The sequence below is a fragment of the Halotalea alkalilenta genome, assembly GCF_001648175.1.
Taxonomy (GTDB): Bacteria; Pseudomonadota; Gammaproteobacteria; order Pseudomonadales; family Halomonadaceae; genus Halotalea; species Halotalea alkalilenta_A.
In genome coordinates, this window is the sequence record NZ_CP015243.1 from 1,069,497 (window position 1) to 1,093,540 (window position 24,044).

Sequence of the window (24,044 nt, forward strand, 5' to 3'; positions counted from 1 at the left end):
TTTATGTTTCGGTGCGAGCAGTGTTCACGCCGGTCTTGAGCCGGCATGCGCATTTTCGGCTGATTGCTCAGGCTTGGATGAATGGGTAGCGGGATCGTTCGGTGTAGTCGTGCGCCAAATTGGTGCTTATGCACGACCCTGTCGGTCGGCTCAATAGTTTTTCCAAAGCCCCGGGGTCACCAGCTCGACCAGGTGCTGGTCCGGGTCGCGGAAGTAAAGGCTCAGGCTGCCGCTCGGCCAGTCGGTGCGGCCCTCTATCTCGACTTCTAGGTTCGCAAGCCAGTGCTCCCAGGCGTCGACGCTGGTCGGTTCGATGGCCAGGGCGATGTGCAGTGGACCCGCGCCATCGTGGGGAGGAATCCGCCCACCGGGCAGTTCTACCGCTGTGGTGGCACTGCCGCGCAGGAACAGCAGCAATACGGATGACCCTACCGGGAAGGCGGCCAGCCGACGGTCGTGAAACATCGGTGCCAGGCCCAGCACCCGGCGGTAGAAATCGACCGCGCGCGCGAGGTCGTCCACATAGAGTGCGGTTTCGACCACGCGTTGGACGGCGGGGGGCAAAGTGGGGGATGAAGCCGTCATGGGCGCTCCTGACAGGGCGGTTTTCAGGGTTTTTCTGGACTTTTACGGCAACTTGTCGTTAATTGTCACGATCCTCGGCAGCTTTGCGAGGCGGGCGGTACAACGCCGGGCGCGGGATCGCGCCGTTTTCCACAGGAATTACCCAGACACTCAAGGCGCCTTTGTCCGGCGAGTCCATTCAAGAAAGAGTTCTCGACCATGCGTCAATGCTCCCTCGCTTCGCGTGCTGCGCGAATGAGCCCGCCCCTGGCGGCTCTGGCCCTGCTGTTAGCGCTGTTCTGCGCTCCCTTCGCTTTCGCCACCCAGGCGGATGCCATTGGCGCCGAGCAGGGGCGTGCCACTTATTACGACAGCCACTTCGACGGCGCGCTCACCGCGAGTGGCGAGCCCTTCAGCAATCAGGCGATGACCGCCGCGCACCGTAGCCTGCCATTCGGTACCAAGGTGCAGGTGACCAATCTCGACAACGGTAAGCAGACCATAGTCAAGATCAACGATCGCGGCCCTTTCGTCTCCCAGCGCATCATCGATCTCTCCCAGAGCGCCGCGGAGCGGCTCGACATGGTGGAGCGCGGCGTCGCCCGGGTACGGGTCAGCGTGATCGATTGAGCGTATTACCCGGCAGCGGCCGGGTGAAGTCTTTACCGGCCGAATCAATCGGTTAACCTGAAGCGGGTAAAGCTTCACCGCGCGGCGTGCTAAGGTGTCGCGGTTTTCGATTCGAGTTCACCGCATGATGCCCTCGCTGTCTTCTTCCTCCAGTGTTTTTCCGCGCTACGCACTCTGGCCGCTGCTCTGCCTGCTGCTTGTACTCGGTGGCTGCGCGACCGGACCCTCGGGAGCTCCGAGCGGCCAGGTTCAGACCGGTAAGGCTTCCTACTATGCCGATCATTTCCATGGCCGTACCACCGCCAGCGGTGAACGCTTCGACCGCAATGCGATGACCGCAGCGCACCGTCGGCTGCCGTTCGGTACCCGGGTCAAGGTGACCAATCTCTCCAACCAGCGTTCGGTGACGGTGCGGATCAACGACCGCGGCCCCTTCACTGGAGGGCGTATTGTCGATCTCTCTCCTCGCGCCGCCGATCGTCTCGACATGCTCAGAAGCGGCATCGCACCGGTGCGCCTGGAAGTGATGCGCTAGGGCGGCATCGAGGTGCGCAGCTTTCGGCACACGATGAGCGGTGCCAAGAAAACGGCGGGCGGCCCCCAGGAGGAGGCCGCCCGCCGTTTTCGTTGATGCAGCGCTCATTGCTCGAGATAGGTATAGCCCTCGAGGCCGGCTTCGAGTTCGTCGAGGAAGGTGCCGCGATCGCTGGCCGAAAGTTCGCTGCGCAGCAGCTGGCGCTTGAACCGCTCGCGCAGCTTGGCGACGTCGAAGTTCACGTAGCCGAGCACCTGGGCGACGCTGTCGCCGTTGACCGGCGCGCCGAGATGCCACTGGCCTTCGGCGTCGACCGCCACGTCGATCGAGTCGGTATCGCCGAACAGGTTGTGCAGGTCGCCGAGGATCTCCTGGTAGGCGCCGACCAAGAACATGCCGAGCAGTTTTTCGCCATCGTCGTCCCAGTCCGGCAGCGGTAGGGTGCTTTCGATTCCCTGGCCGTCGACGTACATCTCGAAGCGTCCATCGGAGTCGCAGGTGATGTCCTGGATCACCCCGCGCCGGGTCGGCGGCTCGTCGAGATTGGTCAGCGGTAGCACCGGGAATATCTGGTCGATCCCCCAGGCATCCGGCACCGATTGGAACAGCGAGAAGTTGACGAACAGCTTGTCGGCGAGCTTCTCGTCGAGTTCGTCGAGGATCTCGCGATGCGAGCGGTTACGCGGGTCGAGTCGCCCGCGCAGGCGGTGGCAGGCGGCCATGTAGACCGCCTCGCCCTCGGCGCGCAGTTCGAGCGATACGTCGCCGAACACGAATCGATCCTGCAGGTCGCTGATCGCCTGGAGCACATCGTGGTAGTACTCGGCCAGCACCCGCGGCTCGGCCGGCTCCGCGAGCCACTCGTAGGAGTTCCACAGGATGTCGAGCTGGACGTCGCCCTGGCTGCGCTCGGGCAGCGTCGGGGCGAGCTGGCGCTCCTCGTCGATCACGTTGGTGATCAGCACCGCATGATGGGCGGTCAGGGCGCGGCCCGACTCCGAGATGATGTGCGGATGGGGCAGGCCGTGGGTCTCGCAGAGCTGGTGAAACGCGGCGACCACGTTGTTGGCGTACTCGGGCATCGAGTAGTTGGTCGAGCAGTGGCTGCGCGAACGGGTGCCTTCGTAGTCGACCCCGAGGCCGCCGCCGACGTCGACCACCTCGACCGGCGCGCCGGCCTCACGCAGGCTTTGGTAGAAGCGCGCGCATTCGCGCAGGCCGCGCTGGATGTCGCGGATGTTGGCGATCTGCGAGCCGAGGTGGAAGTGGACCAGCTGGAGCGAGTCGAGCATCTCCTCGGCGCGCAGCCGTTCGACCACCTCGATCACCTGGCGTGCGGTGAGGCCGAACTTCGACTTCTCGCCGCCGGAGTTCTGCCACTTGCCCTTGCCCACCGACATCAGCCGTGCGCGCACGCCGATTCGCGGGGCCACGCCGAGATTGCGCGACTCCTCGATGATCAATGAGAGCTCCGAGCTCTTCTCCACCACCAGGAACACCTTGTGGCCGAGCTTCTCGCCCATCAACGCCAGGCGCACGTATTCGCGGTCCTTGTAGCCATTGCAGACGATCAGCGACGGCGACTCGGAGGAGAGCGCGAGCACCCCGAGCAGCTCCGGCTTGCTGCCCGCCTCGAGGCCGACCCGACCGCGCCCGCGCTCAGGCGTGGCGAGCAGCTCCTCGACCACTCGGCGCTGCTGGTTGACCTTGATCGGATAGACCGCGGTATAGCCGCCCTGGTACTCGAGCTCGCTGATCGCGCGGTCGAAGGCGCGACAGAGGTGCTCGACCCTTGAGTGGAGGATGTTGCTGAAGCGGACCAGCACCGGTAGCCGCAGGCCGACGGCTTCGATTCGCCGGGTGAGCTCGGTCAGCTTGATCGCCGGGGTGCCTGCCTCGCCCTTGGGGCGGACCAGCACGTCGCCTTCGGCGTCGACGTCGAAATAGCCGCTGCCCCACTGGTCGATGTTGTAGGTGCGGCGCGCATCCAGCGGGGCGAAGGTCTGGGCACTGGGGGTCATGATGAGCTCCGGGAAAAGGGAGAGCGCCGGGCCAGGCCCGGCGTGCAGAAGATCAGCGAGGAAGCTCGGGCGCGCCGCGCTCGACGCGGGAACGCAGGATGTCGCGATACTGGGTCGGATCCTTCGGCGTCAGCGAGTGCGCGGGCGGGTCGACGTAGATGACCAGGAGCCTGGACAGCCAGTAGCGCAGGGCCGTGAGCTGGAGCATCTTCGGCCAGGCGCGGCGCTCGTCTTCGCTGAACGGACGCTGTGCCATGTAGTTCTCGAGCACCGCGCGATAGCGCGCATCGATGATGTCGCCGTTCTCATCGCTGCACCAGTCGTTGACCAGGATCGCGAGATCGAACAGCAAGTCGCCCGTACAGCCATTGTAGAAGTCGATCAGCCCGGTGAGCCGATCGCCCTCGAACATCGCATTGTCGCGGAACAGGTCACCGTGCAGCGCGCCCTGTGGCAGCTCGCTCGAGTAGCCGAGGTGGCTTTCGAGACTATCGAAGCGATCGAGCATCAGCTGCTGATCCTCTTCGCTGAGGTAGGCCATCACCTTCGGGTGGTTGGCGCCGATCCAGCGCAGGTCGCGCGGGTTGGGGCGCGAGCCCGGGAAGCTGCGGGAAAGATCGTGCATCTTGCCGAGCAGTTGGCCGATCGCGGTGCACTGGGCCAGCGTCGGCGACATCGGGTGGTCGCCCGAGAGCCGGGGGAACAGCAGCGCGGGCCGATTGGCCAGCGTCTGCAGCGCCTTGCCTTCGCGGTCGTGCAACGGGCTTGCCACCGGCAGCTCGTGATTGGCGAGAAAGTCGAGCAGTTCGACGAAGAACGGCAGCTCCTCGCTTTCGCCCTGTTCGAACAGCGTCAGCACCAGCGACTGGCGATCAGTGGTGACGAAGAACGTCGAGTTCTCGGTGCCGCTGGATACTTCGTCCAGCGCAACCAGGCGCCCAGCATCGAAGCGTTCGAGGAAAGCGATGACCTGGGTCTCGCTCAATGGTGTGAAAACCGCCATAGGGTTCCTGGGCGTTCGATCCGTGTCTGGGTGCGCCCCAAGCGCTGGGCTCAGGGCGATGAGGGAGAGATTCTACCATCCGGGGCGCCGTACGCGAGATCGACCGAGGGAGAAGATGCGCGCAAGTGCATTCGCTCACCAGCGCAGCAGGGTCCACTGCGGAATCGCGATGCGCTGGGTGTTGTTCGGCGAGCGCTGGAAGTTGCCGTCGCCGTTGGAGTCGACCAGGAAGTAGGAAGGACCGACGTTCGGCACTACTTCGATCGCATAGAGCTGGCCGTTGACTCGATACTCACGGACCGTACGGTCGTCTTCCTGGCGAGTGGTGATGTCGGGAGCCGGTGCGTCCTGTTGCTGGTCCTGCGCCTGGGCCTGGGCGATGGTCTCGATGCCGATCATCGGCAGCGCCAGGGGTAGGGCGAACAGGGCGCTCAGGAGCGGGACGGAGAGCGTGCGTTTCATAGCATGATCCTTCGATGGGGCCTCCGGGCCGAAAAGTGAGGAGGCGATAGAGGGAGTTTAGGCGTTCGTAACGTCTCAGACCATTGGCACTGCGGATGCCAAATCGACGCACGCTGCGTATCATGCATGGATCATGGGTCCGCTACGCCGCGCGCCTTGCAAGTTCAGCCATTGGGAGCTCTCGATGCCGTCAAAGGCCGCCCCTCCGATCGTCTTCGTCGACGGTTCCGCCTACCTCTACCGCGCCTTCCATGCCCTGCCCCCGCTCTCCACCTCCGATGGGCGCCCCACTGGGGCGGTACGCGGCGTGGTGTCGATGCTCAAGAGCCTGATCAAGCAGTACCCTGAAAGCCCGATGGCGGTGGTGTTCGATGCCAAGGGCAAGACCTTCCGCGACGAGCTGTTCGCCGAGTACAAGGCTCATCGCCCGCCGATGCCGGACGAACTGCGGGCCCAGATCGAGCCGCTGCACGCCTGCGTGCGTGCGCTCGGCCTGCCGCTTTTGTGCGTCGAAGGGGTCGAGGCCGACGACGTGATCGGCACCCTCGCACGCCACGCCACCGAGCAGGGGCGCGACGCGGTGATTTCGACCGGCGACAAGGACATGGCCCAGCTGGTCAATAGCCATATCACCCTGGTCAACACGATGAAGGGCGAGACCCTCGATCCCACAGGGGTCGAGGAGAAGTTCGGCATTCCGCCGGAGCTGATCGTCGACTACCTGGCGCTGATGGGGGATTCGGTCGACAACATTCCAGGCGTTCCCGGGGTCGGCCCGAAGACTGCGCTGGCGATGCTCACCGAATATGGCGCGGGGCTCGAGGCGATCTACGCCGATCTCGACAGGCTCAGCGGGCTTTCGTTTCGCGGCGCCAAGTCGATGGCGAAGAAACTCGAGGAGTATCGCGAGCAGGCGTTTCTCTCCCATCGACTGGCGACGATCCGCACCGATTGCGAACTGCCGGTCGGGCTCGACGATCTCGGGCTGCCGAAACCCGATCGAGAGGCGTTGATCCCGCTCTATCGGGAGCTCGAGTTCAACGGCTGGCTCGCCGAGCTGCTCGAGGGCGCGGATGCTCCCGCTGCCGCCGAGGGTGGTGCGAAGCCGGTGGGAGAGGATGGGGTGGAGGTCCCCTCGGCCTTCGGCGAGGTCGACTACCAGGCGGTGGTCGATCGCGCGACGCTGGATGCCTGGCTCGACCGGCTGGCCGGGAGCGAGGCGTTCTGCTTCGACCTGGAGACCACCAGCCTCGCCTACATGCGCGCCGAGATAGTCGGCATCGGGCTTGCGATCGTACCGGGCGAGGCGATCTACGTGCCGGTCGGCCACAGCTATCTCGGTGTGCCCGAGCAGCTCGATCGCGACGAGGTACTCGGCCTGCTCGCGCCGCTGCTGGCCAATCCGGCGATCGCCAAGATCGGCCAGAACCTCAAGTACGACATCGAGGTGCTGGCGCGTTACGGCATCGAGGTGCGCGGCCGGCTGATCGACACCATGCTCGAGTCCTACGTGCTCAATTCCACCGCCACCCGTCACGACATGGACTCGCTGGCGCTGACCCACCTGGGCTACCGCACGGTGAGCTTCGAGGAGGTCGCCGGCAAGGGCGCCAAGCAGATCACCTTCGACCAGGTGGCGCTGGAGTCGGCGGTGCCCTATGCCTGCGAGGATGTCGACGTCACCCTGCGTCTGCACCAGGTACTTCGTCCACGGGTCGAGGCGCAGGGCCGGCTCAACGAGGTGCTCGACCAGCTCGAGACCCCGCTGATCCCGGTGCTGGCGCGGATCGAGCGCAATGGGGTGATGATCGATGCCGAGCGCCTGGGGATCCAGAGCCGCGAGCTCGAGAGCCGGATCAAGGAGCTCGAACTCAAAGCCTTCGAGGTCGCCGGGCGAGAATTCAACCTGGGCTCGCCGAAGCAGCTCGGCGAGATTTTGTTCGATGAGCAGAAGCTGCCGGTGATCAAGAAAACGCCCAAGGGCGCGCCCTCGACCGCCGAGGCGGTGCTCGAGGAGCTAGCCCTGGACTACCCCCTGCCCAAGCTGATCATCGAGCACCGGGGTCTTTCCAAGCTGAAGTCGACCTATACCGACAAGCTGCCGCAGTTGATCGACCCCTCCTCGCGGCGCATCCACACCAGCTACCATCAGGCGGTGACCGCCACTGGGCGGCTCTCCTCCTCCGACCCGAACCTGCAGAACATTCCCGTGCGTACCGAGGAGGGGCGCAAGATTCGCCGCGCCTTCATTGCACGCCCCGGCTATCGCATCGTCGCCGCCGATTACTCGCAGATCGAACTGCGGATCATGGCCCATCTCTCCGGTGACAAAGGGCTGCTCACGGCCTTCGCCGAGGGGCGGGACATCCACGCCGCGACCGCCGCCGAGGTATTCGGGGTCGCTCTCGACAAGGTCAGCGCCGATCAGCGCCGCAGCGCCAAGGCGATCAACTTCGGCCTGATCTACGGGATGAGCGCCTGGGGCTTGTCGCGCCAGCTCCACGTCGAGCGCAATCAGGCGCAGGTCTACATCGAGCGCTACTTCGACCGCTATCCCGGTGTCGCGCGGTTCATGGAGAACATCCGTGCCCAGGCCGGCGAGCAGGGCTTCGTCGAGACGGTATTCGGCCGGCGCCTCTATGTGCCGGAGATCACTTCGCGTAACCACGCTCGCCGTCAGGCCGCCGAGCGCACTGCGATCAACGCACCGATGCAAGGAACCGCGGCGGACATCATCAAACGTGCGATGATCGACGTCGACGGCTGGCTTCGCGATGAAAGCGAGTTCGACGCGCTGATGGTGATGCAGGTCCACGACGAGCTGGTGTTCGAGGTCAAAGACGATCAGGTCGAGGGCTTCATCGAGGGGGTGCGCAAACGGATGGAAGCCGCCGGTGAGCTCGATGTCGCGCTGCTGGTGGAAGCACGCGCAGGCAACAACTGGGATGAGGCGCACTGAGATCTGCGCCTGCAGCACGATGTCCGTAGGAGCGAGCGATGAGCCTCAATGCGCTGTTGATGCGTGAGCTGGTGCGGTTCACCGCCAAGCGGCGGCTTCGCAATAGCGCCGACGTAGCGGCGCTGCGTGCGGAGCTCGAGCGCTTGGAGGCACGCAAGCCACAGGTGGAGTACGCCTATGACATCTCGACGCTCGACTTCGGCGGCGTCGAGGTCGAGCGGGTCGCGCCTTTGGACCGACCCGACCCGAGGGAGGATGAAGAGGCGCTGCTCTATTTCCACGGCGGTGCCTGGGTGGTCGGCGAGCCGCGCGGCTTTCGCCCGCTCACCACCCGGTTGGTCGAGGCGGCGGGTGCGCCGCTCTATGGCGTCGACTATCGTCTCGCTCCCGAGCACCCTTATCCTTGCGCGTTGGACGACTGCGAGCGTGCCTACCGCACGCTCTTGGATCGTGGCCTCGACCCGCGGCGCATCGCCCTGATTGGTGATAGCGCCGGTGGCAACCTGGTCTTCGCGCTGGCGCTGCGGCTCAAGCGCCAGGGAATCGCGCTACCGGCGGCGCTGGTCGGGCTCTCGCCCTGTACCGACCTCACCGCGGGAGGGGGCTCGTTCAAGCGCAACTTCCGCCGTGATGCGATGCTGCCCGCCGAGCGTCTCAACGACTGCATCGAGGCCTATTGTCCCTGCGTGGATCTCTGCGACCCGGAGGTCTCTCCGCTGTTCGGAGATCTGACCGGGCTGCCGCCGACGATGCTGCAGGTCAGCAACAATGAGATTCTGCTCGACGACTCGACCCGGCTCGCTGCGCGGCTGCGCGAGGCGGGCTGCGAGGTCGAGCTGGATGTCTGGAAGGGGCTCTGGCATGTCTGGCAGGCGTTTCCCGAACAGGTGCCCGAGGCGCGCCGGGCGATCGTCCAGATCGGTGCCTTCGTGCGCCAACGCTTCGACGCGCGAGCCGAGCGCGTGGCGTGATCGGTGGCTGGCGCCTTAGTCCGAGAAGAGCTCGACTTCGCAGCGGTCGCGTCCGCGGCGCTTGGCGTCGAGCAGCGCGGCATCGGCCCGGTTGAGCGACTGCAGCAGCGAGTCTCCCTCCCTGTGCTCGCTGAGCCCGCAGCTGGCGGTAATCTTCAGCACCTCGCCCTTGACCTTGATGCTCAGCCGCCTGACCGCCTCGAGCAGCCGCTCGATCACCGGGATGGCTTCGTCGATCCCGCTGTTGGGCAGCAGCAGCACGAACTCCTCCCCGCCCCAGCGGCCGCAGAGATCCCAGCTGCGGGTATGGTCGCGCAGGGTGGCGGCGATCGCCACCAGCACCCTGTCCCCGGCCTCGTGCCCGTGCTGGTCGTTGATCCGCTTGAAGTGGTCGACATCGAGCATCGCGATCGCGAAGGGCTCGCTGTGGCGCCGCGCGCGGTCGCTGGTACTGAGGATTCGATCGGTCAGCATGCGCCGGTTGGCGAGCCCGGTGAGCGGGTCGAACAACGACTCCTGGCGCAGCTCCACGTTGCTCTGCTGGATCGCGTGCTGATAGCGGTCGGAGATCCTGGCGACCTTGTCGAGCCGCTTGAGCTGCCGGTGATAGCTATCTATCAGGCTTTGGCGTTCGAGCAGCGAGTAGCGCTGGAAGCCATCGGAGATGTGCACCAGGCGCTCCATCCGGCTCTGCTGGTGCTTGTAGGCATCGAACAGCTCGGCCAGCGCGATGTGCAGCGGATGGTCTCGATTCGAGGAAGAGGCCAACAGGGAGGAGACACGCTCCTCGATGCCGACAGGCTCGCGGCTGTTCATGTCGAACCTCAATTCCCATTTAGGGGAGTGATGGCGAACGGGAAGCTGCAATCTTCGCGAAACTCTTCCGCGAGCTCCGCCACACGCTCGTTGCGCGGAGAATAGTGCCAGGTGACCTGGAGCGCTCGGCCGCTGCGATGGGCCTCTTCGAGCAGATCGAAGATATCCATCATCGATTTCACCGAGCTGGTATTGAGATAGAGCAGGCCGAGCTCGAGCTTCAGCGGTTGGTTGTCTTCGCGCAGCAGGTAGCGCTCGATCCACGCGATCAGCGGTGCGAACAGCTCGTAGGAATTCTCCGGATAGGAGTCGCCGGCGAGCTGCACCAGGCCTGTGTCCCAAATCGCACTGACCGAAGGGCTCGACGCAGTGGCGGGGATACAAAGGTCATTCATAGAGGTGTCGTTTCCTAAATCGTCGCTTGGAGACTGAAGAAGCAACGGCCACCGGGTTGCGGCGTCAGTCGCGCGCTGAGCGGCTGGCTCGATTTTCTCGCGATGTCGAGCAGCCCGAGGCCAGCGCCGCTGTGGCCGTCGGTGCCGCGGGGCTCGCGCAGGCGGCGCTTGTAGCTCTCCTTCAGTGACTGCTTGTCGAGCTGGGCCAGCGCCTCGATGGTCGCTACCAGGCGTTCGCCGTCCTCTGGATCGACCAGGTTGCCTGCACTCACCGCGTAGTGGCCGTCCTCCTCCCGTGCGATCGCCAGGGTGGCGATCGCTGTGAGATCGCTGTCGCCGCGCTTTCGGCTGTAGTGGCGAATGTTCTGGGCCATCTCGATATAGACGGCGAACACGTCCATGGTCGCGTTGGCCGGCGCTAGTTCCGCCTCCATGTAGCCGCGCAGAGCGTTGCCTATATCCTCGATCAGACTCTTGGAGATCGGTCCGTTGAAGCAGAGCAACACCCGGTGCTCGGCGAAGCTGTCGCGTAGTCCGAGCAGATCGATGGTCTTCATCGTTTCTCCTGGAGAATGGCGAGGTAACGCTGCTCAAACCGAGTGAGCGCGTTTTTCGAGGGCGATGGCGCCACTTTTACCCATCCCCCAACGACCGCGGACACGGCGGATGAACGATCGAAGCTCTCTGGCCGAGTGCCGGGCCTCGATGGAGCATCGATCCGTCATGTCGGGGCATGTCCGACCCAGGATAATATCAGCGCGGCGAGATGTCCCCACTCTCTATCACCAGCAGCGTGATATCGTCGCGCTGGGCGAGCCCTGCGCGATAGTCATCGATCGCACGCGCGCAGTAGGTCAGGCTTTGCGGCAGGGGCAGTGTGCTCGCGTGCTCGAGCAGCGCGACGAAGCGCTTGATCCCGAACCCGAAGCCCTCTTCCCCCCCGGCCTGGTCGAGCAGTCCGTCGCTGGTCATGTAGCAGCGTGCCCTGGCGGGGAAGGACAGTTCGACATTGGCGTACTCGCCGCGGCGACGATGCCCGAGCGGCCGACGCCCGCCCCGATAGCGGATCACTTGGCCGTCGCGCTCGAGGAACAGGTCGAGTTTGGCCCCGGCGAATCGGCCCGAATGTCCGTTGGCGTCGAGCCAGAGCAGCGCCACGTCCATTTCGGTGGCGAGACCGCGGCGCTCATCCAGCAGCAGCCTTACCAAGCGATCCGTCTCGGTCAGCACCGAGGCGGGATCGGCGCCGCCGGCGAGCAGGATGGCGCGGTCGAGCAGGCCGCGTGCGAGCATCGTCATCATCGCCCCGGGTACCCCGTGGCCGGCACAGTCGATGATGCCGACCAGACAGCCCCCCGGCTCCTCATGAAGCAGGTAGAAGTCCCCCCCGACGCGCTCGCGCGGCCGCCACAGTACCGCACCGTTCACCCGCTGCTCGAGCCGGGTGGGCAGGATGGCGCGCTGGAGCAGGCGGGCGTAGCCGATCGACTCGTCCAGGGTGCGATGGGCGCGGCGCATCTCTTCGTTGGCATGCTCGAGCGCTTGGGTTCGCTCACTGACCGTGCGCTCGAGATCCGAGGTGTGGTTGCGGATCCGCTCGGCCATCTGGGCGAACGCCTGGGACAGCTGGCCCAGCTCGTCACGACGCTTGAGCGGAGCGTTGGCGCGGAATTCGCCGCGGGCGATCGACTGCGCGGAGGCGGTGAGCAGGCGCAGCGGATTGAGCAGCAGCCGGTCGGCGAGCCAACCGAGCATGATCAAGAGCATCGCCAGGATCGACAGCGTCGCGAGGCTCAGATAGGCGAACCAGGGCGCATCGGCATCGCTCAGCTCTTGGGGGGCCACCGCACTGACCATCAGCCAGTTGAGTTCGGGAAGCGACTGGACCGAGATCAGTTGGTCGCGCGACTGGAGGTTCAAAGCTCGCACCACCTGGCTACCCGGATAGCGCCGGGCCTCGATGATCGCCGAGCTGAGCAGGTCACGCTGCGCCGGCGCCACCAGGCTGTAGAGGTTGCGACTGAAATCGAAGTAGCCGGGATTGATCCTGTCCGCGACCAGCGAGGCGTCGGGATGAGCGCGAAGGTTGCCTTGCGGGTCGATCAGCATCGGTGTGATGCCCGGGCGTCTTTCGCGCAGCATCTCCTCGATGAAGCCCGGCAGCTCGATCCCGCTGCCGACCTCTCCGACCAGCCGTCCGTCATGGCGCACGGGTAAGCTGACCCAGATCATCTGGCGTTCGAGGTGTGCATCGAAGATCACCTGGATGCGCAGGCCAGTGCTGGTGTCGAGCAGCCCGAACAGCCAGGCGTCCTCGGTGTTCAGCGGATTGGCCTGGTAGAGCGGCGAGAGGGGGGCGGTGCGATCGAGCCGATGGTTGGAATCGATCAGGTAGAAGCTCCGGTCGGCGATCCGGTAGGCGAACACCTTATCGGCGTCGAAGTCGTCGGCCAGTCGGGTGGCATCGTCAACGAAGGCGTTCGCCGAGGCGGGGTTCTCCACGCTCAACCAAGCACTCGTGGCTGGCTGTGCAGCGAGCTGGTGGGCCAACTGCCGACGCTCGGCGATACGCGCTCCGACGCGCTGAGCGATCAGCTGGGTCTGCGTACGCGCGTAGTCGACGCTCAGCTGGTCGCGGATCTTCTCGATCACGAGTGCGCCGACTATCAGCGCCGGTACCAGGGCGAGCAAGCAGCCTCCCAACAGTACGAGGATCAACTTGATCCTCAGCCCCAGAGCCGTCGTCAAATCCCATTCCCCCCGGCCATGCCGCCCATTTCCGGCCAAGCGTCGTGGCTTGGCGGAGTGCCGGCCTTTGTCTCTAGCGTTCGTGGCCTTCGGCCCTGCCTTCCTTGGAATGTATAGTGTTCGCTCCGCCTTGTCCCAGGAGAGTTGAGCATGTCCACCTCGTTGTCGCCGCGCAGCGTGCTGTTCGTTCCTGCCTCTCGCCCTGAGCTGTTCGACAAGGCGCTGGCCAGCGGTGCCGACCGAATCATCATCGATCTGGAGGACGCGGTCGATGAGTCGGGCAAGTCCAGTGCTCGCCTGTCCATCGAGCGTTGGAGCGAGACCCACCCCGATGCGCGCTTTCTGGTCAGGATCAATGCGCCGAGCCATCCCGCCTTCTATGAAGACCTGCGGCTTTGCCGCCGGGTCGAGGGGATCGAGCGGGTCATGGTGCCGAAGTGCGAGAGTGCGGATGCGCTGCGCCAGGCCGCGCTGGCCGGCAAGCCGCTATGGGCGCTGGTCGAGACGGCCCGAGGCATCGCCGCGCTGGACTCGCTGGCGGCGGTCGAGGGGCTCGAGCGTCTCGCTCTCGGCGAGCTCGATCTCGCCACCGACCTTGGCCTGGCACGCGGTAGCCAAGGCGCGCGGAGGGTGATCGACCAGCTGCGCGTCGCCCTGCTGGTCGCTTCGCGGGCCAACCGGTGCCAGCCGCCGATGGCCGCGGTGTCGCCGGCGATCGACGACTTGGCACGGATCGAGGCCCATGCCCGCGAAGCCGAGGAGATGGGCTTCGCCGGCATGCTCTGCATTCATCCCCGCCAGCTGGCGGTGGCCGAGCGCTGGTTCGCGCCGAGCGAACAGCGGCTCGCCTGGGCCCGGCGGGTGGTCGAGCGCGCAGCGCGAGGCGAGGCGGTGTTCGAGCTCGAGGGCGAAATGGTCGACCTGCCGGTGATCGAGGCCGCGCGTCGGCTGCTGGCAAGGGCCTAGCGGTCCGTCCTGCGGGAGGCTACTCACCCTCTGGCTCCCGGCGGGTCGCCAGCAGGGTGCGCAGCGGCAGTTCGTCCTTGACGATCGGCGATTTGATCACGATGTAGCTGAAGTACTTCTCGATCCCGATGTCTTTGTCGATCAGCGCCTCGATCACCTGCTGATAGCGGGCGATGCTGCTGGTGAGAAAGCGCAGCAGGTAGTCGTAGCCGCCGCTGACCAGGTGGCATTCGAGCAGTTCGTCGACCTGTCGGATGTTCTGTTCGAAGCGCATGAAGTCTTCGCGCCGATGGTCCGAAAGCGTCACTTCGGTGAAGATCGTCACGCTGTCGGTGATCTTGGCCAGATTGATCCTCGCCTGGAACGAAGTGATGTAGCCCGCTGCCTCCAGGCGCTTCACCCGCTGCAGGCAGGGGCTGGGCGAGAGCCCGACGGCGTCGGCCAGGCTGACGTTGGTCATCCTTCCGTCGCGCTGCAGCTGGACCAGGATGTTGATGTCGATACGGTCGAGTTTGACGGCGATGCCCATGATGAAGAGACCTCTCCTTGACGCCTACTGGTGCGCGCGCAGCGAGGAAGGACCGCTATCCGCCGTTTGATGCGCGAAGAGCGTGTCATGGGCGGCCTTCCATGCGTGCCACCACGGACATTGTCTTTGATCTCGCGGGAGTCGCGCGCGCGGCTCTCTCCCCAGGGGGAGCGCGATTCAGCCTGTGGAGAGACGATGAGTCAGACGATATCAGAACGCAAGGCGTTCTGGTGGGCTCTGATGAATGCGCCCAGGGAAACGAAATCCCGTTTTGAATCAATCGTCTCAGCTGAGGAGGTACGCAGGATGCGACGATACCCCGCAGCACCCTGCGGCGGTGGGCCCGCGCACAGCAGCAGCAGTGCGGGATCGGCGCAGAATGCCTTGATCCGAGCCCTTGCGGCGATGAAGCTTCCGGTGGTCAGGCGCTCTTCGGCCGCGAGCCCGAGCCGTTGGTCGAAGGCGGCGAACTCCGCCGCATCCAAGGTGGTGACCACCCGTAGCCGATAGAACTTGCGCAGATACTGAAGCGCCCCCGGCGAGTCTTCGTAGAGCGAGCCGACGCCCAGGCGGCTGGCGAACTCGATGCTCTGCTGCCAGCTCGGCGACAGCGCCCAGCGATCGGCCAGCGTACGGTGGACGAAGCAGTGCGCGGAGACCGAGTCCATCTCCTCGTCGGCCACCGAGGTGAGCGCCTCGACGTAGTCGGCGATCACCCGGCTCGGCGGCGGTGGGTCTTCGAGCTGAGCGAGCAGCGGCGAGAGCCCGCGCAGGATCGCGCTGTCGCGATCGATCAGCACGCCGTGAGCATCGATGCAGAGGGTTTGGTAGTCGGTCAGGCGCATGCCGTTCTCCTCCAGATACGACGGCGCTCGCGATGGCTCGCGAGCGCCGTATCCCGGTCAAGACAAGTCGAGTCGTACCGCCACGGTCAGGCGATATCGAGCGCGCGATCGAGGATCGTCAGGGCCTCGTCGATCTGCGCATCGGTGGTGGTCAGCGGGGCGAGGAAGCGAATCACGTTACGCTGTACGCCGCACTTGATCACCAGCAGGCCCGCTTCGCAACAGCGCTCGATCACCCCTTGGGTCAGCTCGGCGTCGGCGCTGCGCTTGGCATCGTCCTTGACCAGCTCGATCGCACACATGGGGCCGAGCCCGCGTACCTCGCCGATCGCCGCATGGCGTGCCTGGAGCTGGCGCAGCCCGGCGTCGAGCCGCTCGCCCATCGCCTGTCCACGCTCGATCAGCCGCTCACGTTCGAACAGCTCGAGCACCGCCAGCGCCGCGGCGCAGGCCAGCGGGTTGCCGCCGTAGGTGCCGCCGAGCCCGCCGGGAAGCGGTGCGTCCATCATCTCGGCGCGACCGACGACGCCGGAGATCGGCATACCGCCGGCGAGGCTCTTGGCCACGGTGACCAGGTCCGGCTGGATGCCCGAGTGCTGGAAGCCGAACAGCTTGCCGGTACGACCGAAGCCGGTCTGGATCTCGTCGGCGATCAGCACGATGCCGTGACGCGTGGTCAGCTCGCGCAGCGCCTCGAGGAACTCCACCGGCGCGGGCAGGAAGCCGCCGTCGCCCTGTACCGGTTCGATGATGATCGCGGCGACCCGGTCGGCGGCGATCTCGGTGGCGAACAGTGTCTCCAGCGCGTCGAGCGCATTAATGCTGCTGATCCCGCGGAAGGCGTTGGGATAGGGGGTATGGAACACTTCCCCGGCGAACGGGCCGAAGTTCTGGCGATAGGGCTGGCTCATTCCGGTCAGCGTGGCGCCGAGCAGGGTGCGGCCATGGAAGCCGCCATTGAAGGCGATCACCCCAGGGCGCCCGGTGTGGGCGCGGGCGATCTTCACCGCGTTTTCCACCGCTTCCGCGCCGCTGGTGAAGAACACGCTCTTGTAGGGCTCGGTGCCGCCAACCAGCTGGTTGAGCCGTTCGGCGAGCTCTATGTAGGGCGTGTAGGCGGCGACCTGGAAACTCATGTGGGTGACGCGTTCGAGCTGTTCGCGCACCGCGGCGACCACCTTGGGATGGTTGTGGCCGACGTTGAGCACTCCGATGCCGCCGACGAAGTCGAGATAGCGCTTGCCATCGACGTCCCATACCTCGCTGCCGAGCGCTTTGTCGATCACCAGCGGATGCGCGTTGATCACGCCTCGTGGAATCGCACGCTCACGCTTGCGCAGCCAGGGTTGGGAAGGACTGACATCGGTATTCATCTTGGGCTCCTGAGCAAAAGGGGGTGACCGTAGAGAGGCGGCGACCGTGATACCAGAGTAAGTCCGTGTCGTGATCAGGTGCTGTCGTGTTGCCGCTTTCTGCATCCCATTAGGGCTGAATTCACCCATGCAAACGGCATAAATCACTTCAGCGTCGATGGCCGCGCAATCTATCTTGAGAGCGGCCGATCGGCTGCGGATCGGCGGTGGCGGGAATGGTTTTCAGCACTTCATGCGTCGTGAATCCGGCTAGCATGGAGCTTCCCTTTATCGATGCGCGAGGCTGTCATGGTTCTGCTCTACAAAGGCGATATCGAGCGTGGGCGGGAATGGCGCGCGCTGTTCGCCCGTCATGCCGCGGATGTCGAGGTGCGCCTGTGGCCCGATGTCGGCGACCCGAACGAGATTCGCTACCTGCTGGCGTGGCTGCCGCCGGAGGACATCGCCGAGCGGTTTCCGGCATTGGAGGCGGTGTTCGCCACCTCGGCGGGGGTCGATCAATTCGATATCACCCGGCTGCCGGCGAAGCTGCCGCTGGTGCGTATGCTCGATCCCGGCATCGAACAGGGCATGCGCGAGTACGCAAGCTTCGCCACGCTCTACCTGCACCGCCAGATCCCTTTCTACCAGCGCCAGCAGGCACAGCACCGCTGGTCGCCCCAGCGCCTGGTGCCAGCGGCGCGCCGGCGCGTCGGCATCATGGGCCTCGGCCGGCTCGGCGCGAGCGTGGCCGAGCAGCTGCGCGGGCACGGGTTCAGCGTTCGCGGCTGGTCGCGCTCGCCGCGCGAGCTCGAGGGCGTGCGCTGCTACGCCGGTGAGCAGGCTTTGCCTGAGTTTCTCGCCGATACCGATATCCTGATCTGCCTGCTGCCATTGACCGACGCCACCCGTGGAATACTCGACGCTCGCTTGTTCCGCGCGCTGCCTGAAGGGGCGGCCTTGATCAACATGGGGCGCGGCGCGCATCTGGTCGAGGCCGACCTGATCGAAGCGTTGGACGGCGGCAGGCTCAGCGGTGCGGTGCTCGACGTGCTCAACGAGGAGCCCCCGCCCGATGACCACCCGTTCTGGGCCCGCGAAGATATCCTGCTCACCCCGCACATCGCGGCGATGACCCATCCGGACAGCGCCTTCCCGGTGCTGCTCGACAATCTTCGCCGACATCAGCGCGGAGAACCGATGCGCGGTACCGTCGACCGTGGCAGCGGTTACTGAGCGGCTCGCTATCGATGCCGCTCAGCTGGGATTTTGCGGCGATGACGCCTCGTCGCTCGTCGTCTCGGGCCGTGCCGCGCGCAGCTCGTCGAAGAAATCCAGTCGGCGCAGCACGCTCTTCTCGATCTCGAGGATGAGCAGCACCGCCACACCGATGGCGACGATCACCAGGCCATCGGTGAGCGGCACCGCCCGGGTGTCGAACAGGCGCTGCATCCAGGGGGCGTAGGTGAAGGCCAGCTGGGCGATGATCACCCCGCCGACCGCCCACAGCACCGCGGGCGTGCCGCGCAGGCCGCCCATGCTGAACGAGGACATGTGCAGGTAGCGCACGCTGAACAGGTAGAAGATCTCCATCACGCAGAGCACGTTGACCACCATGGTGCGCGCGGTCGCCACATCGAAGCCGCGCGCGATCGCCCAGGCATAGATGCCGAAGGCGCCGATGGCGAAGAGCACCGACACCAGCACGATTCGCCACAGCATGAAAGGCGAGATCAAGGGCGCATGCGGCGCGCGGGGTGGGCGGCGCATGACGCCTGGCTCGGCCGGCTCGAACGCCAGCACCAGGCCGAGGGTGATGGTCAGCACCATGTTGATCCAGAGGATTTGCGGGGCAGTCATCGGTAGCGTCAGGCCCATCAACAGCGCCGCGATGATGGTCAGCGCCTCGCCGCCGTTGGTCGGCAGGGTCCAGGCCACGACCTTGCGAATGTTGTCGTAGACGGTGCGTCCTTCATGCACGGCGGCCACGATCGAGGCGAAGTTGTCATCGGCCAGCACCATCTCGGCGGCCTCCTTGGCGGCTTCGGTGCCCTTGTCGCCCATGGCGACGCCGACATCGGCGCGCTTTAGCGCGGGCGCATCGTTGACCCCATCGCCGGTCATCGCCACCACCGCGCCCTGCGACTGCAGCGCTCCGACGACGCGCAGCTTGTGCTCAGGGCTGGTTCGCGCGAACACGCTGGCGCGCTGCACGCTCGCGGGGAGGTCGGCATCGCTGATGGTGTCGAGGTCATGGCCGGTGAGCACTTCAGGCGCCTTGGCGATGCCGAGCTGATGCGCGATGGCGCTGGCGGTGGCCGCATGGTCGCCGGTGATCATCTTGACCGAGATGCCTGCGCTGCGGCAGTCAGCGACGGCGGCGGTGGCCTCGGCGCGCGGCGGGTCGATGAAGCCGATCACCCCGGAGAGCACCAGTTCGCTGACATGCTCGAAGCCGAGATGCGCTGGATGATCCGCCAGCCGTACGCTGGCGAAACCGAGCACGCGTTCGCCCGCCGAGGCGGCCCGCGCGATGGCGGCGTTCCAGTAGGCCTCGTCGAGTGGCGCTAGGCTGCCATCGCTGCCGAGTTGTCGGGTGCACATCGCCAGGATGCGCTCCGGGGCGCCCTTCACATGCAGCACCACGCCTTCTTCCCCCGGTCCGGCGCGATGCAAGGTCGCCATGAAGCGATGCTGGGCATCGAACGGGATCTCGTCCAGACGCGGCTGGGCGAGCCGTTGGGCGGTGACGTCCCGCCCGGCCTTCATCGCCAGTGCCAAGAGCGCGCCCTCCATCGGGTCGCCGTCGACTCTCCAGTTGCCATCCTGCTGCGCGAGTTCGGCGTCGTTGCAGTAAAGGCCTGAGTCGATCAGTGCGCTGGCAGCCGGGCTCGGCGGTTCGGACAGAACGCCGTCTGGAGAGTAGCCGGAGCCACTGACGGTGATCTCACCGTCGGCGCTGACCAGGCGCACCGCGGTCATCTCGTTGCGGGTGAGGGTGCCGGTCTTGTCCGAGCAGATCACCGTGGTGGCTCCAAGCGTTTCGACCGCTGGAAGTCGCCGCACGATGGCATTGCGTCCAGCCATACGCTGCACGCCGATGGCCAGGGTGATGGTGATCACCGCCGGCAGGCTCTCGGGGACGACCCCGACCGCCAGCGCCACGGTGATCATCAGCGCGTCCAGCCAGTCGTAGCCGCGCACCAGGATCGCGAACCCCAGCAGCAGCGCCGAGCCGAGGATCGCGAGCACGGTGAAACGGCGGCCGAACTGGTTGATCTTGCGCAGCAGCGGGGTGGTCATGGTCTCCACCGCGGCCAGCAGCCCGCTGATCCGGCCGATCTCGGTGGCCGCGCCGGTGGCCACCACCACGGCGCTGCCCTGGCCGGCGGCGACCAGGGTGCCGGAGTAGGCCATCGAACTGCGATCGCCGAGCGCGGCGTTGGCGGTGACCGCGGCCTCGAGCTTCTCCGCGGCGACCGACTCGCCGGTCAGCGCTGCTTCGTCGATCAGCATGCCGCGCACCCGCAGCAGGCGCAGGTCGGCGGGGACGCGGTCCCCGGCCTCCAGCAAGACCACGTCGCCGGGCACCAGGTCGGCGACGTCGATCTGCAGGCGATGGCCGTCGCGCATGACCCGGGCGTGCGGTGCCAGCATGGCACGCAGCGCCGCCAATGAGCGTTCGGCGCGCCCCTCCTGGATGAAGCCGACCATCGCATTGACCACCACCACCGCCGCGATCACCGCCGCGTCGACGAAGTGCCCCATCGCGAGCGCCAGCACCGCCGCGGCGAGCAGGAACAGGATCAAGGCGTTGTTGAAATGGGACAGCAAGCGCAGCAGTGGATGCCGCCTCGGCGGTGTCGGCAGCAGGTTGCGGCCGTAGTGCGCTTGGCGCGCCTTGGCCTCGTCCGATGTGAGTCCTTGAGCCGTGCTTTCCAACGTCTTCAGCACGCTCTGTTCATCGAGAGCGTGCCAAGCAGGTGAGCGCTTCTTCGCCGCGTCCATGACATCTCCTGGTCGGCCGAAACGGTTCGGCGACGGTCGGGCATCGGGGACGAAGATGGTGCGGGATTTATCTGCCGGGCATCTCTTCGGCCAGGCTCGCTGGCGCGTAGCCGAAGAGAGGCCATCCAATGCCCCGTTTCTTTAAGATTCTAGGCATATTTTCGCCAGATATGCGCATCCAGCGGCTTCGTTCAGCGTAAATGGAATCGAAGCGGCGCATCGACACGGTGCGATGACCGCCGCTGCCTGATCGGCGCCGCCAAGCCTCGCGCTCAGAGGTACTTGAGCCAGGCGATGTCGCGGCGACGGGCCTTGAACGAGGCGAAGGCGCGCACCGGATAATAAAGCGCCACGGCCAGCACTATGGTGGTCACCCAGACCATCCACATGGCGCTGAAGCCGAAGTATTCGCCCTGGTTGGCGCCCCAAACGCCGACGGCGCCGAGATAGAGCACCTTGAGGACATAGAGGTGGAGCAGATAGAAGAACATCGGTGCCGCGCCGAACGTCACCAGCTGGGCGATCGGCCAGCCGAGCGTGCCGCTGCCCTGGGCGCGTTCTTGCAACTGCTCGAACCAGCGCAACAGCAGTGCTCCGATGCCGAGCGTGAGCATGATGAACAAAAGCGAGGGGGGATATTTGGTAATGTTGAAAAAGCTCATCAGCGTCGAGAGCGCGCTCTGGTGCACCGTCCAGGGCGCATCGCCGTAGACGTTGATCGCGCGCAGCGCGACGAAGCCGAGGATCAGCGCGAAGCCGCCCAGCAGCAAGGTCCGCTTGCGCTGCTCGGCTTTCACCTTCGCGCCGAACAGCGGACCCAGCGCGTAGCCGAGTGCGATGACGCCGATCCAGGGCAGTAACGGATAGGAGGTGCGCAGTCGCAGGGTGTCGGCGGCCTCGATCCAACCGCGGTCGTGCAGGATGGCCCAGGGGACGTTCAGCAGGTGCCCGGGAGGGAAGTGCACACCGTCGAGCAGGTTATGACCGGCGACGATCGCGATACCGATGGCCGCCACGGCGGCGCGGGGCAGCCAGACCAGGGCGGAGAGCGCGATCATGCTCAGGCCGATGGCCCAGATGACTTGCAGGTAGACCGTGCTGGGCGGGAATTGGAAGGTCCAGGCGAAGTTCACCAGGGTGACCTCCAACAGCACCAGGAAGAGCCCGCGCTTGAACAGAAAACCCGATACCGCCGCACGCCCGTTGCCGGGCTTGGATGCGTAGAGATAGGCCGAAAGACCGGTCAGGAAGACGAAGACCGGGGCGCAGACATGGCTGAGCATGCGGCTGAAGAACAAGTCGGGAGTCGTCTCGTCGACGACCATTGGATCCAGTACCTGGGCGTGCAGGAAGAAGGTTTCACGCACGTGGTCCAGCAGCATGAAGACGATCACCAGGCCCCGCAGGGCGTCGATCGACATAAGGCGCGTCGAGGCTCGCGTGGTGCTTTTGGCAGCGCTGCTGGCGTGGGTGGTGATCGAAGGCGAAGCGGAGGAAGATTTCATTTCAGCGTCCGGTGTCTTGTCCGAGAAGGCGCGTGTTGATACTCGGGCGTACCGCTACCCGTGGGTTTCGCAGCGCCTGGGATTTGTTGTTCGAAATGCCGGTGCTTGGTGCCTGTTCGGCTGAAACCCGGTCTCGGGGGCTACCCCCGAGACCGGCCGATGGGCCTGGCGTTCACAGCCCGCCGATATGAAAGGCCTTGTTCTCGAGATACTCATCCAACCCGTACTTGGAGCCTTCGCGACCGAGGCCGGACTGTTTGACCCCGCCGAACGGGGCGACCTCCATCGACACCGAGCCGGTATTGAGCCCGACCATGCCGAATTCGAGCGCCTCGGTGACCCGCCAGGCGCGTTTCATCTCGCCGGTGAAGAAGTAGGCGGCCAGGCCGAAGGGGGTCGCATTGGCGATCGCGATCGCCTCTTCCTCGGTATCGAAGCGGATGATCGGCGCCACCGGGCCGAAAGTCTCCTCGTTGCAGATCAGCATGCCGGTATCGACACCGGTGAGCAGGGTCGGGGCGACGAACTGGTCCTCGCCTTTGGGGCTGCCACCGACCACGGCGCTTGCGCCCTTGGACAGCGCGTCATCGACGTGGCGGGCGACTTTCTCAACCGCGGCATGGTTGATCAGCGGCCCGAGCTGGACGCCTGGCTCGAAGCCCGCGCCGCATTTGAGCTTGGCGATCTCCTCGGCAAGGCGTGCGACGAAGCGGTCATGGATGCCGCCCTGCACCAGAATGCGGTTGGCGCAGACGCAGGTCTGCCCGGCATTGCGGAACTTGCTCACCATCGCGCCCGCCACCGCGAGCTCGATATCCGCATCGTCGAACACGATCAAGGGGGCGTTGCCGCCGAGCTCGAGGCTCAGGCGCTTGATGTCGTCCGCGCTCTGGCGCATCAGCAGGCGGCCCACCTGGGTGGAGCCGGTGAACGACAGCTTGCGGACCGCGGGGTTGCCGGTGAGCTCGGCGCCGATGCCCTGCGGCAGCCCGGTGACCACGCTGAACACCCCGGGCGGGAAGCCGGCGCGATCGGCAAGCTCGGCCAGCGCCAGCGCCGACAGCGGGGTCAGCTCTGAGGGCTTGATCACGATCGGGCAGCCAGCGGCGAGCGCCGGGGCGCACTTGCGGGTGATCATCGCGTTGGGGAAGTTCCACGGTGTGATCGCGGCGACGACTCCGACCGGCTGCTTGAGCACCAGGATCCGTCGGTCGCTGCTCGGCGATGGAATGGTGTCGCCATAGATGCGGCGCGCCTCCTCGGCGAACCATTTGACGAACGACGCGCCGTAGCGGATCTCTCCGCATGCTTCATCCAGCGGCTTGCCCTGCTCGAGGGTCATCAGCGTCGCCAGGTCATCGAGGTGCTCGAGGATCAGCGCGTGCCAGCGCTCGAGCAGCATCGCGCGTTCGGCGGCCGGGCGCGCGCGCCAGGCCGGCCACGCGGCCTCGGCGGCCTCGATCGCACGGCGGGTTTCGACCGCTTGGAGCGCGGCGATCGCAGCGATCGGTCGATTGCTCGCAGGGTCGATCACCTCCAGGGTGGCGCCGTCGTCGGCGTCGCACCATTCGCCGCCGATGAAGGCTTGGGTGCGCAGCAGCCCGGTATCGGCTAGGCGTTCGAGAGGGAAATTGGGATGGGTCATGATGGTCTTCCAGGTGTGTCAGTGCAGACGGTTTCAGTGAGCGGCCAAAGTGGACGTGCGCGAAACGGCGAGCCGGCAAGCCGCAAGGCC

21 protein-coding genes are annotated in these 24,044 nt (G+C 65.7%); 7 read left to right on the forward strand and 14 right to left on the reverse strand.

Features of this window, described 5'->3' with window-relative positions; genetic code table 11:
- Positions 1–150: 150 nt before the first annotated feature.
- Positions 151–585, reverse strand: coding sequence for a VOC family protein (locus tag A5892_RS04730; protein ID WP_064121823.1), 435 nt, complete (start codon positions 583–585; stop codon positions 151–153).
- 234 nt (positions 586–819) lie between these two features.
- Here A5892_RS04730 and A5892_RS04735 point away from each other — a divergent pair, with 234 nt between their 5' ends.
- Positions 820–1,194: a septal ring lytic transglycosylase RlpA family protein gene (locus A5892_RS04735; protein ID WP_082890590.1), complete on the forward strand. Its 375-nt coding sequence runs from the start codon at positions 820–822 to the stop codon at positions 1,192–1,194.
- A 124-nt stretch (positions 1,195–1,318) separates the two neighbouring features.
- Positions 1,319–1,729, forward strand: coding sequence for a septal ring lytic transglycosylase RlpA family protein (locus A5892_RS04740; protein WP_223302790.1), 411 nt, complete (start codon positions 1,319–1,321; stop codon positions 1,727–1,729).
- Positions 1,730–1,833: 104 nt separating this feature from the next.
- On the opposite strand, the gene speA is transcribed toward A5892_RS04740, so the two are convergent.
- The 3 genes from speA to A5892_RS04755 all read right to left on the reverse strand — a co-directional run bounded on the left by speA (position 1,834) and on the right by A5892_RS04755 (position 5,215).
- Positions 1,834–3,750, reverse strand: coding sequence for a biosynthetic arginine decarboxylase (speA, locus tag A5892_RS04745; RefSeq protein ID WP_064121825.1), 1,917 nt, complete (start codon positions 3,748–3,750; stop codon positions 1,834–1,836).
- A 52-nt stretch (positions 3,751–3,802) separates the two neighbouring features.
- A complete protein-coding gene (locus A5892_RS04750) occupies positions 3,803–4,753 on the reverse strand; it encodes a homoserine kinase (protein WP_064121826.1) in 951 nt (316 codons plus the stop codon).
- A 135-nt stretch (positions 4,754–4,888) separates the two neighbouring features.
- On the reverse strand, positions 4,889–5,215 hold the full coding sequence (locus tag A5892_RS04755) for a DUF2782 domain-containing protein (RefSeq protein ID WP_190295656.1): 327 nt from the start codon (positions 5,213–5,215) through the stop codon (positions 4,889–4,891).
- Between the two features lie 184 nt (positions 5,216–5,399).
- Between A5892_RS04755 and polA the strand changes: the two genes are divergently transcribed.
- The gene (gene polA / locus A5892_RS04760; protein WP_064124309.1) at positions 5,400–8,174 is read left to right on the forward strand and encodes a DNA polymerase I; all 2,775 of its coding nucleotides are present in this window, start codon (positions 5,400–5,402) and stop codon (positions 8,172–8,174) included.
- 38 nt (positions 8,175–8,212) lie between these two features.
- Complete coding sequence (locus A5892_RS04765) at positions 8,213–9,145, forward strand: alpha/beta hydrolase (protein WP_064121827.1); 933 nt, start codon at positions 8,213–8,215, stop codon at positions 9,143–9,145.
- A 15-nt stretch (positions 9,146–9,160) separates the two neighbouring features.
- Here the strand turns inward: A5892_RS04765 and siaD are convergent, their stop codons facing one another.
- The 4 genes from siaD to A5892_RS04785 all read right to left on the reverse strand — a co-directional run bounded on the left by siaD (position 9,161) and on the right by A5892_RS04785 (position 13,104).
- A complete protein-coding gene (gene siaD / locus A5892_RS04770) occupies positions 9,161–9,961 on the reverse strand; it encodes a biofilm regulation diguanylate cyclase SiaD (RefSeq protein ID WP_064121828.1) in 801 nt (266 codons plus the stop codon).
- Positions 9,962–9,969: 8 nt separating this feature from the next.
- On the reverse strand, positions 9,970–10,356 hold the full coding sequence (siaC, locus tag A5892_RS04775; protein WP_064121829.1) for a biofilm regulation phosphoprotein SiaC: 387 nt from the start codon (positions 10,354–10,356) through the stop codon (positions 9,970–9,972).
- Positions 10,357–10,370: 14 nt separating this feature from the next.
- Positions 10,371–10,913, reverse strand: coding sequence for a biofilm regulation protein kinase SiaB (gene siaB, locus A5892_RS04780; protein WP_064121830.1), 543 nt, complete (start codon positions 10,911–10,913; stop codon positions 10,371–10,373).
- 196 nt (positions 10,914–11,109) lie between these two features.
- Positions 11,110–13,104, reverse strand: coding sequence for a SpoIIE family protein phosphatase (locus tag A5892_RS04785; RefSeq protein WP_064121831.1), 1,995 nt, complete (start codon positions 13,102–13,104; stop codon positions 11,110–11,112).
- Positions 13,105–13,254: 150 nt separating this feature from the next.
- On the opposite strand from A5892_RS04785, the gene A5892_RS04790 reads away from it, so the two are divergent.
- Positions 13,255–14,070 carry an HpcH/HpaI aldolase/citrate lyase family protein gene (locus tag A5892_RS04790; RefSeq protein WP_064121832.1) on the forward strand — a complete coding sequence of 272 codons (816 nt, stop codon included), beginning with the start codon at positions 13,255–13,257 and terminating at the stop codon, positions 14,068–14,070.
- A gap of 19 nt (positions 14,071–14,089) precedes the next feature.
- Here the strand turns inward: A5892_RS04790 and A5892_RS04795 are convergent, their stop codons facing one another.
- The 3 genes from A5892_RS04795 to gabT form a co-directional block, all read right to left on the reverse strand.
- Positions 14,090–14,599 carry an Lrp/AsnC family transcriptional regulator gene (locus A5892_RS04795; RefSeq protein ID WP_027349828.1) on the reverse strand — a complete coding sequence of 170 codons (510 nt, stop codon included), beginning with the start codon at positions 14,597–14,599 and terminating at the stop codon, positions 14,090–14,092.
- A gap of 200 nt (positions 14,600–14,799) precedes the next feature.
- Positions 14,800–15,444, reverse strand: coding sequence for a hypothetical protein (locus tag A5892_RS04800; RefSeq protein ID WP_064121833.1), 645 nt, complete (start codon positions 15,442–15,444; stop codon positions 14,800–14,802).
- Between the two features lie 86 nt (positions 15,445–15,530).
- A complete protein-coding gene (gene gabT / locus A5892_RS04805; protein WP_064121834.1) occupies positions 15,531–16,817 on the reverse strand; it encodes a 4-aminobutyrate--2-oxoglutarate transaminase in 1,287 nt (428 codons plus the stop codon).
- A 273-nt stretch (positions 16,818–17,090) separates the two neighbouring features.
- Here gabT and A5892_RS04810 point away from each other — a divergent pair, with 273 nt between their 5' ends.
- A complete protein-coding gene (locus A5892_RS04810) occupies positions 17,091–18,032 on the forward strand; it encodes a 2-hydroxyacid dehydrogenase (protein ID WP_223302791.1) in 942 nt (313 codons plus the stop codon).
- Between the two features lie 21 nt (positions 18,033–18,053).
- Here the strand turns inward: A5892_RS04810 and A5892_RS04815 are convergent, their stop codons facing one another.
- Positions 18,054–20,804, reverse strand: a complete 2,751-nt coding sequence (locus tag A5892_RS04815) for an HAD-IC family P-type ATPase (RefSeq protein WP_064121835.1) — start codon at positions 20,802–20,804, stop codon at positions 18,054–18,056.
- A 272-nt stretch (positions 20,805–21,076) separates the two neighbouring features.
- Entirely contained in the window at positions 21,077–22,186 is a 1,110-nt protein-coding gene (locus A5892_RS04820) for a DUF1624 domain-containing protein (protein WP_263281404.1), read from the reverse strand.
- On the opposite strand from A5892_RS04820, the gene A5892_RS20665 reads away from it, so the two are divergent.
- Positions 22,185–22,433: a hypothetical protein gene (locus tag A5892_RS20665; RefSeq protein ID WP_223302901.1), complete on the forward strand. Its 249-nt coding sequence runs from the start codon at positions 22,185–22,187 to the stop codon at positions 22,431–22,433. The two genes, A5892_RS04820 and A5892_RS20665, sit on opposite strands and share 2 nt — an antisense overlap.
- A gap of 48 nt (positions 22,434–22,481) precedes the next feature.
- On the opposite strand, the gene A5892_RS04825 is transcribed toward A5892_RS20665, so the two are convergent.
- Positions 22,482–23,954, reverse strand: coding sequence for an NAD-dependent succinate-semialdehyde dehydrogenase (locus A5892_RS04825; protein ID WP_064121837.1), 1,473 nt, complete (start codon positions 23,952–23,954; stop codon positions 22,482–22,484).
- Positions 23,955–24,044: the final 90 nt, after the last annotated feature.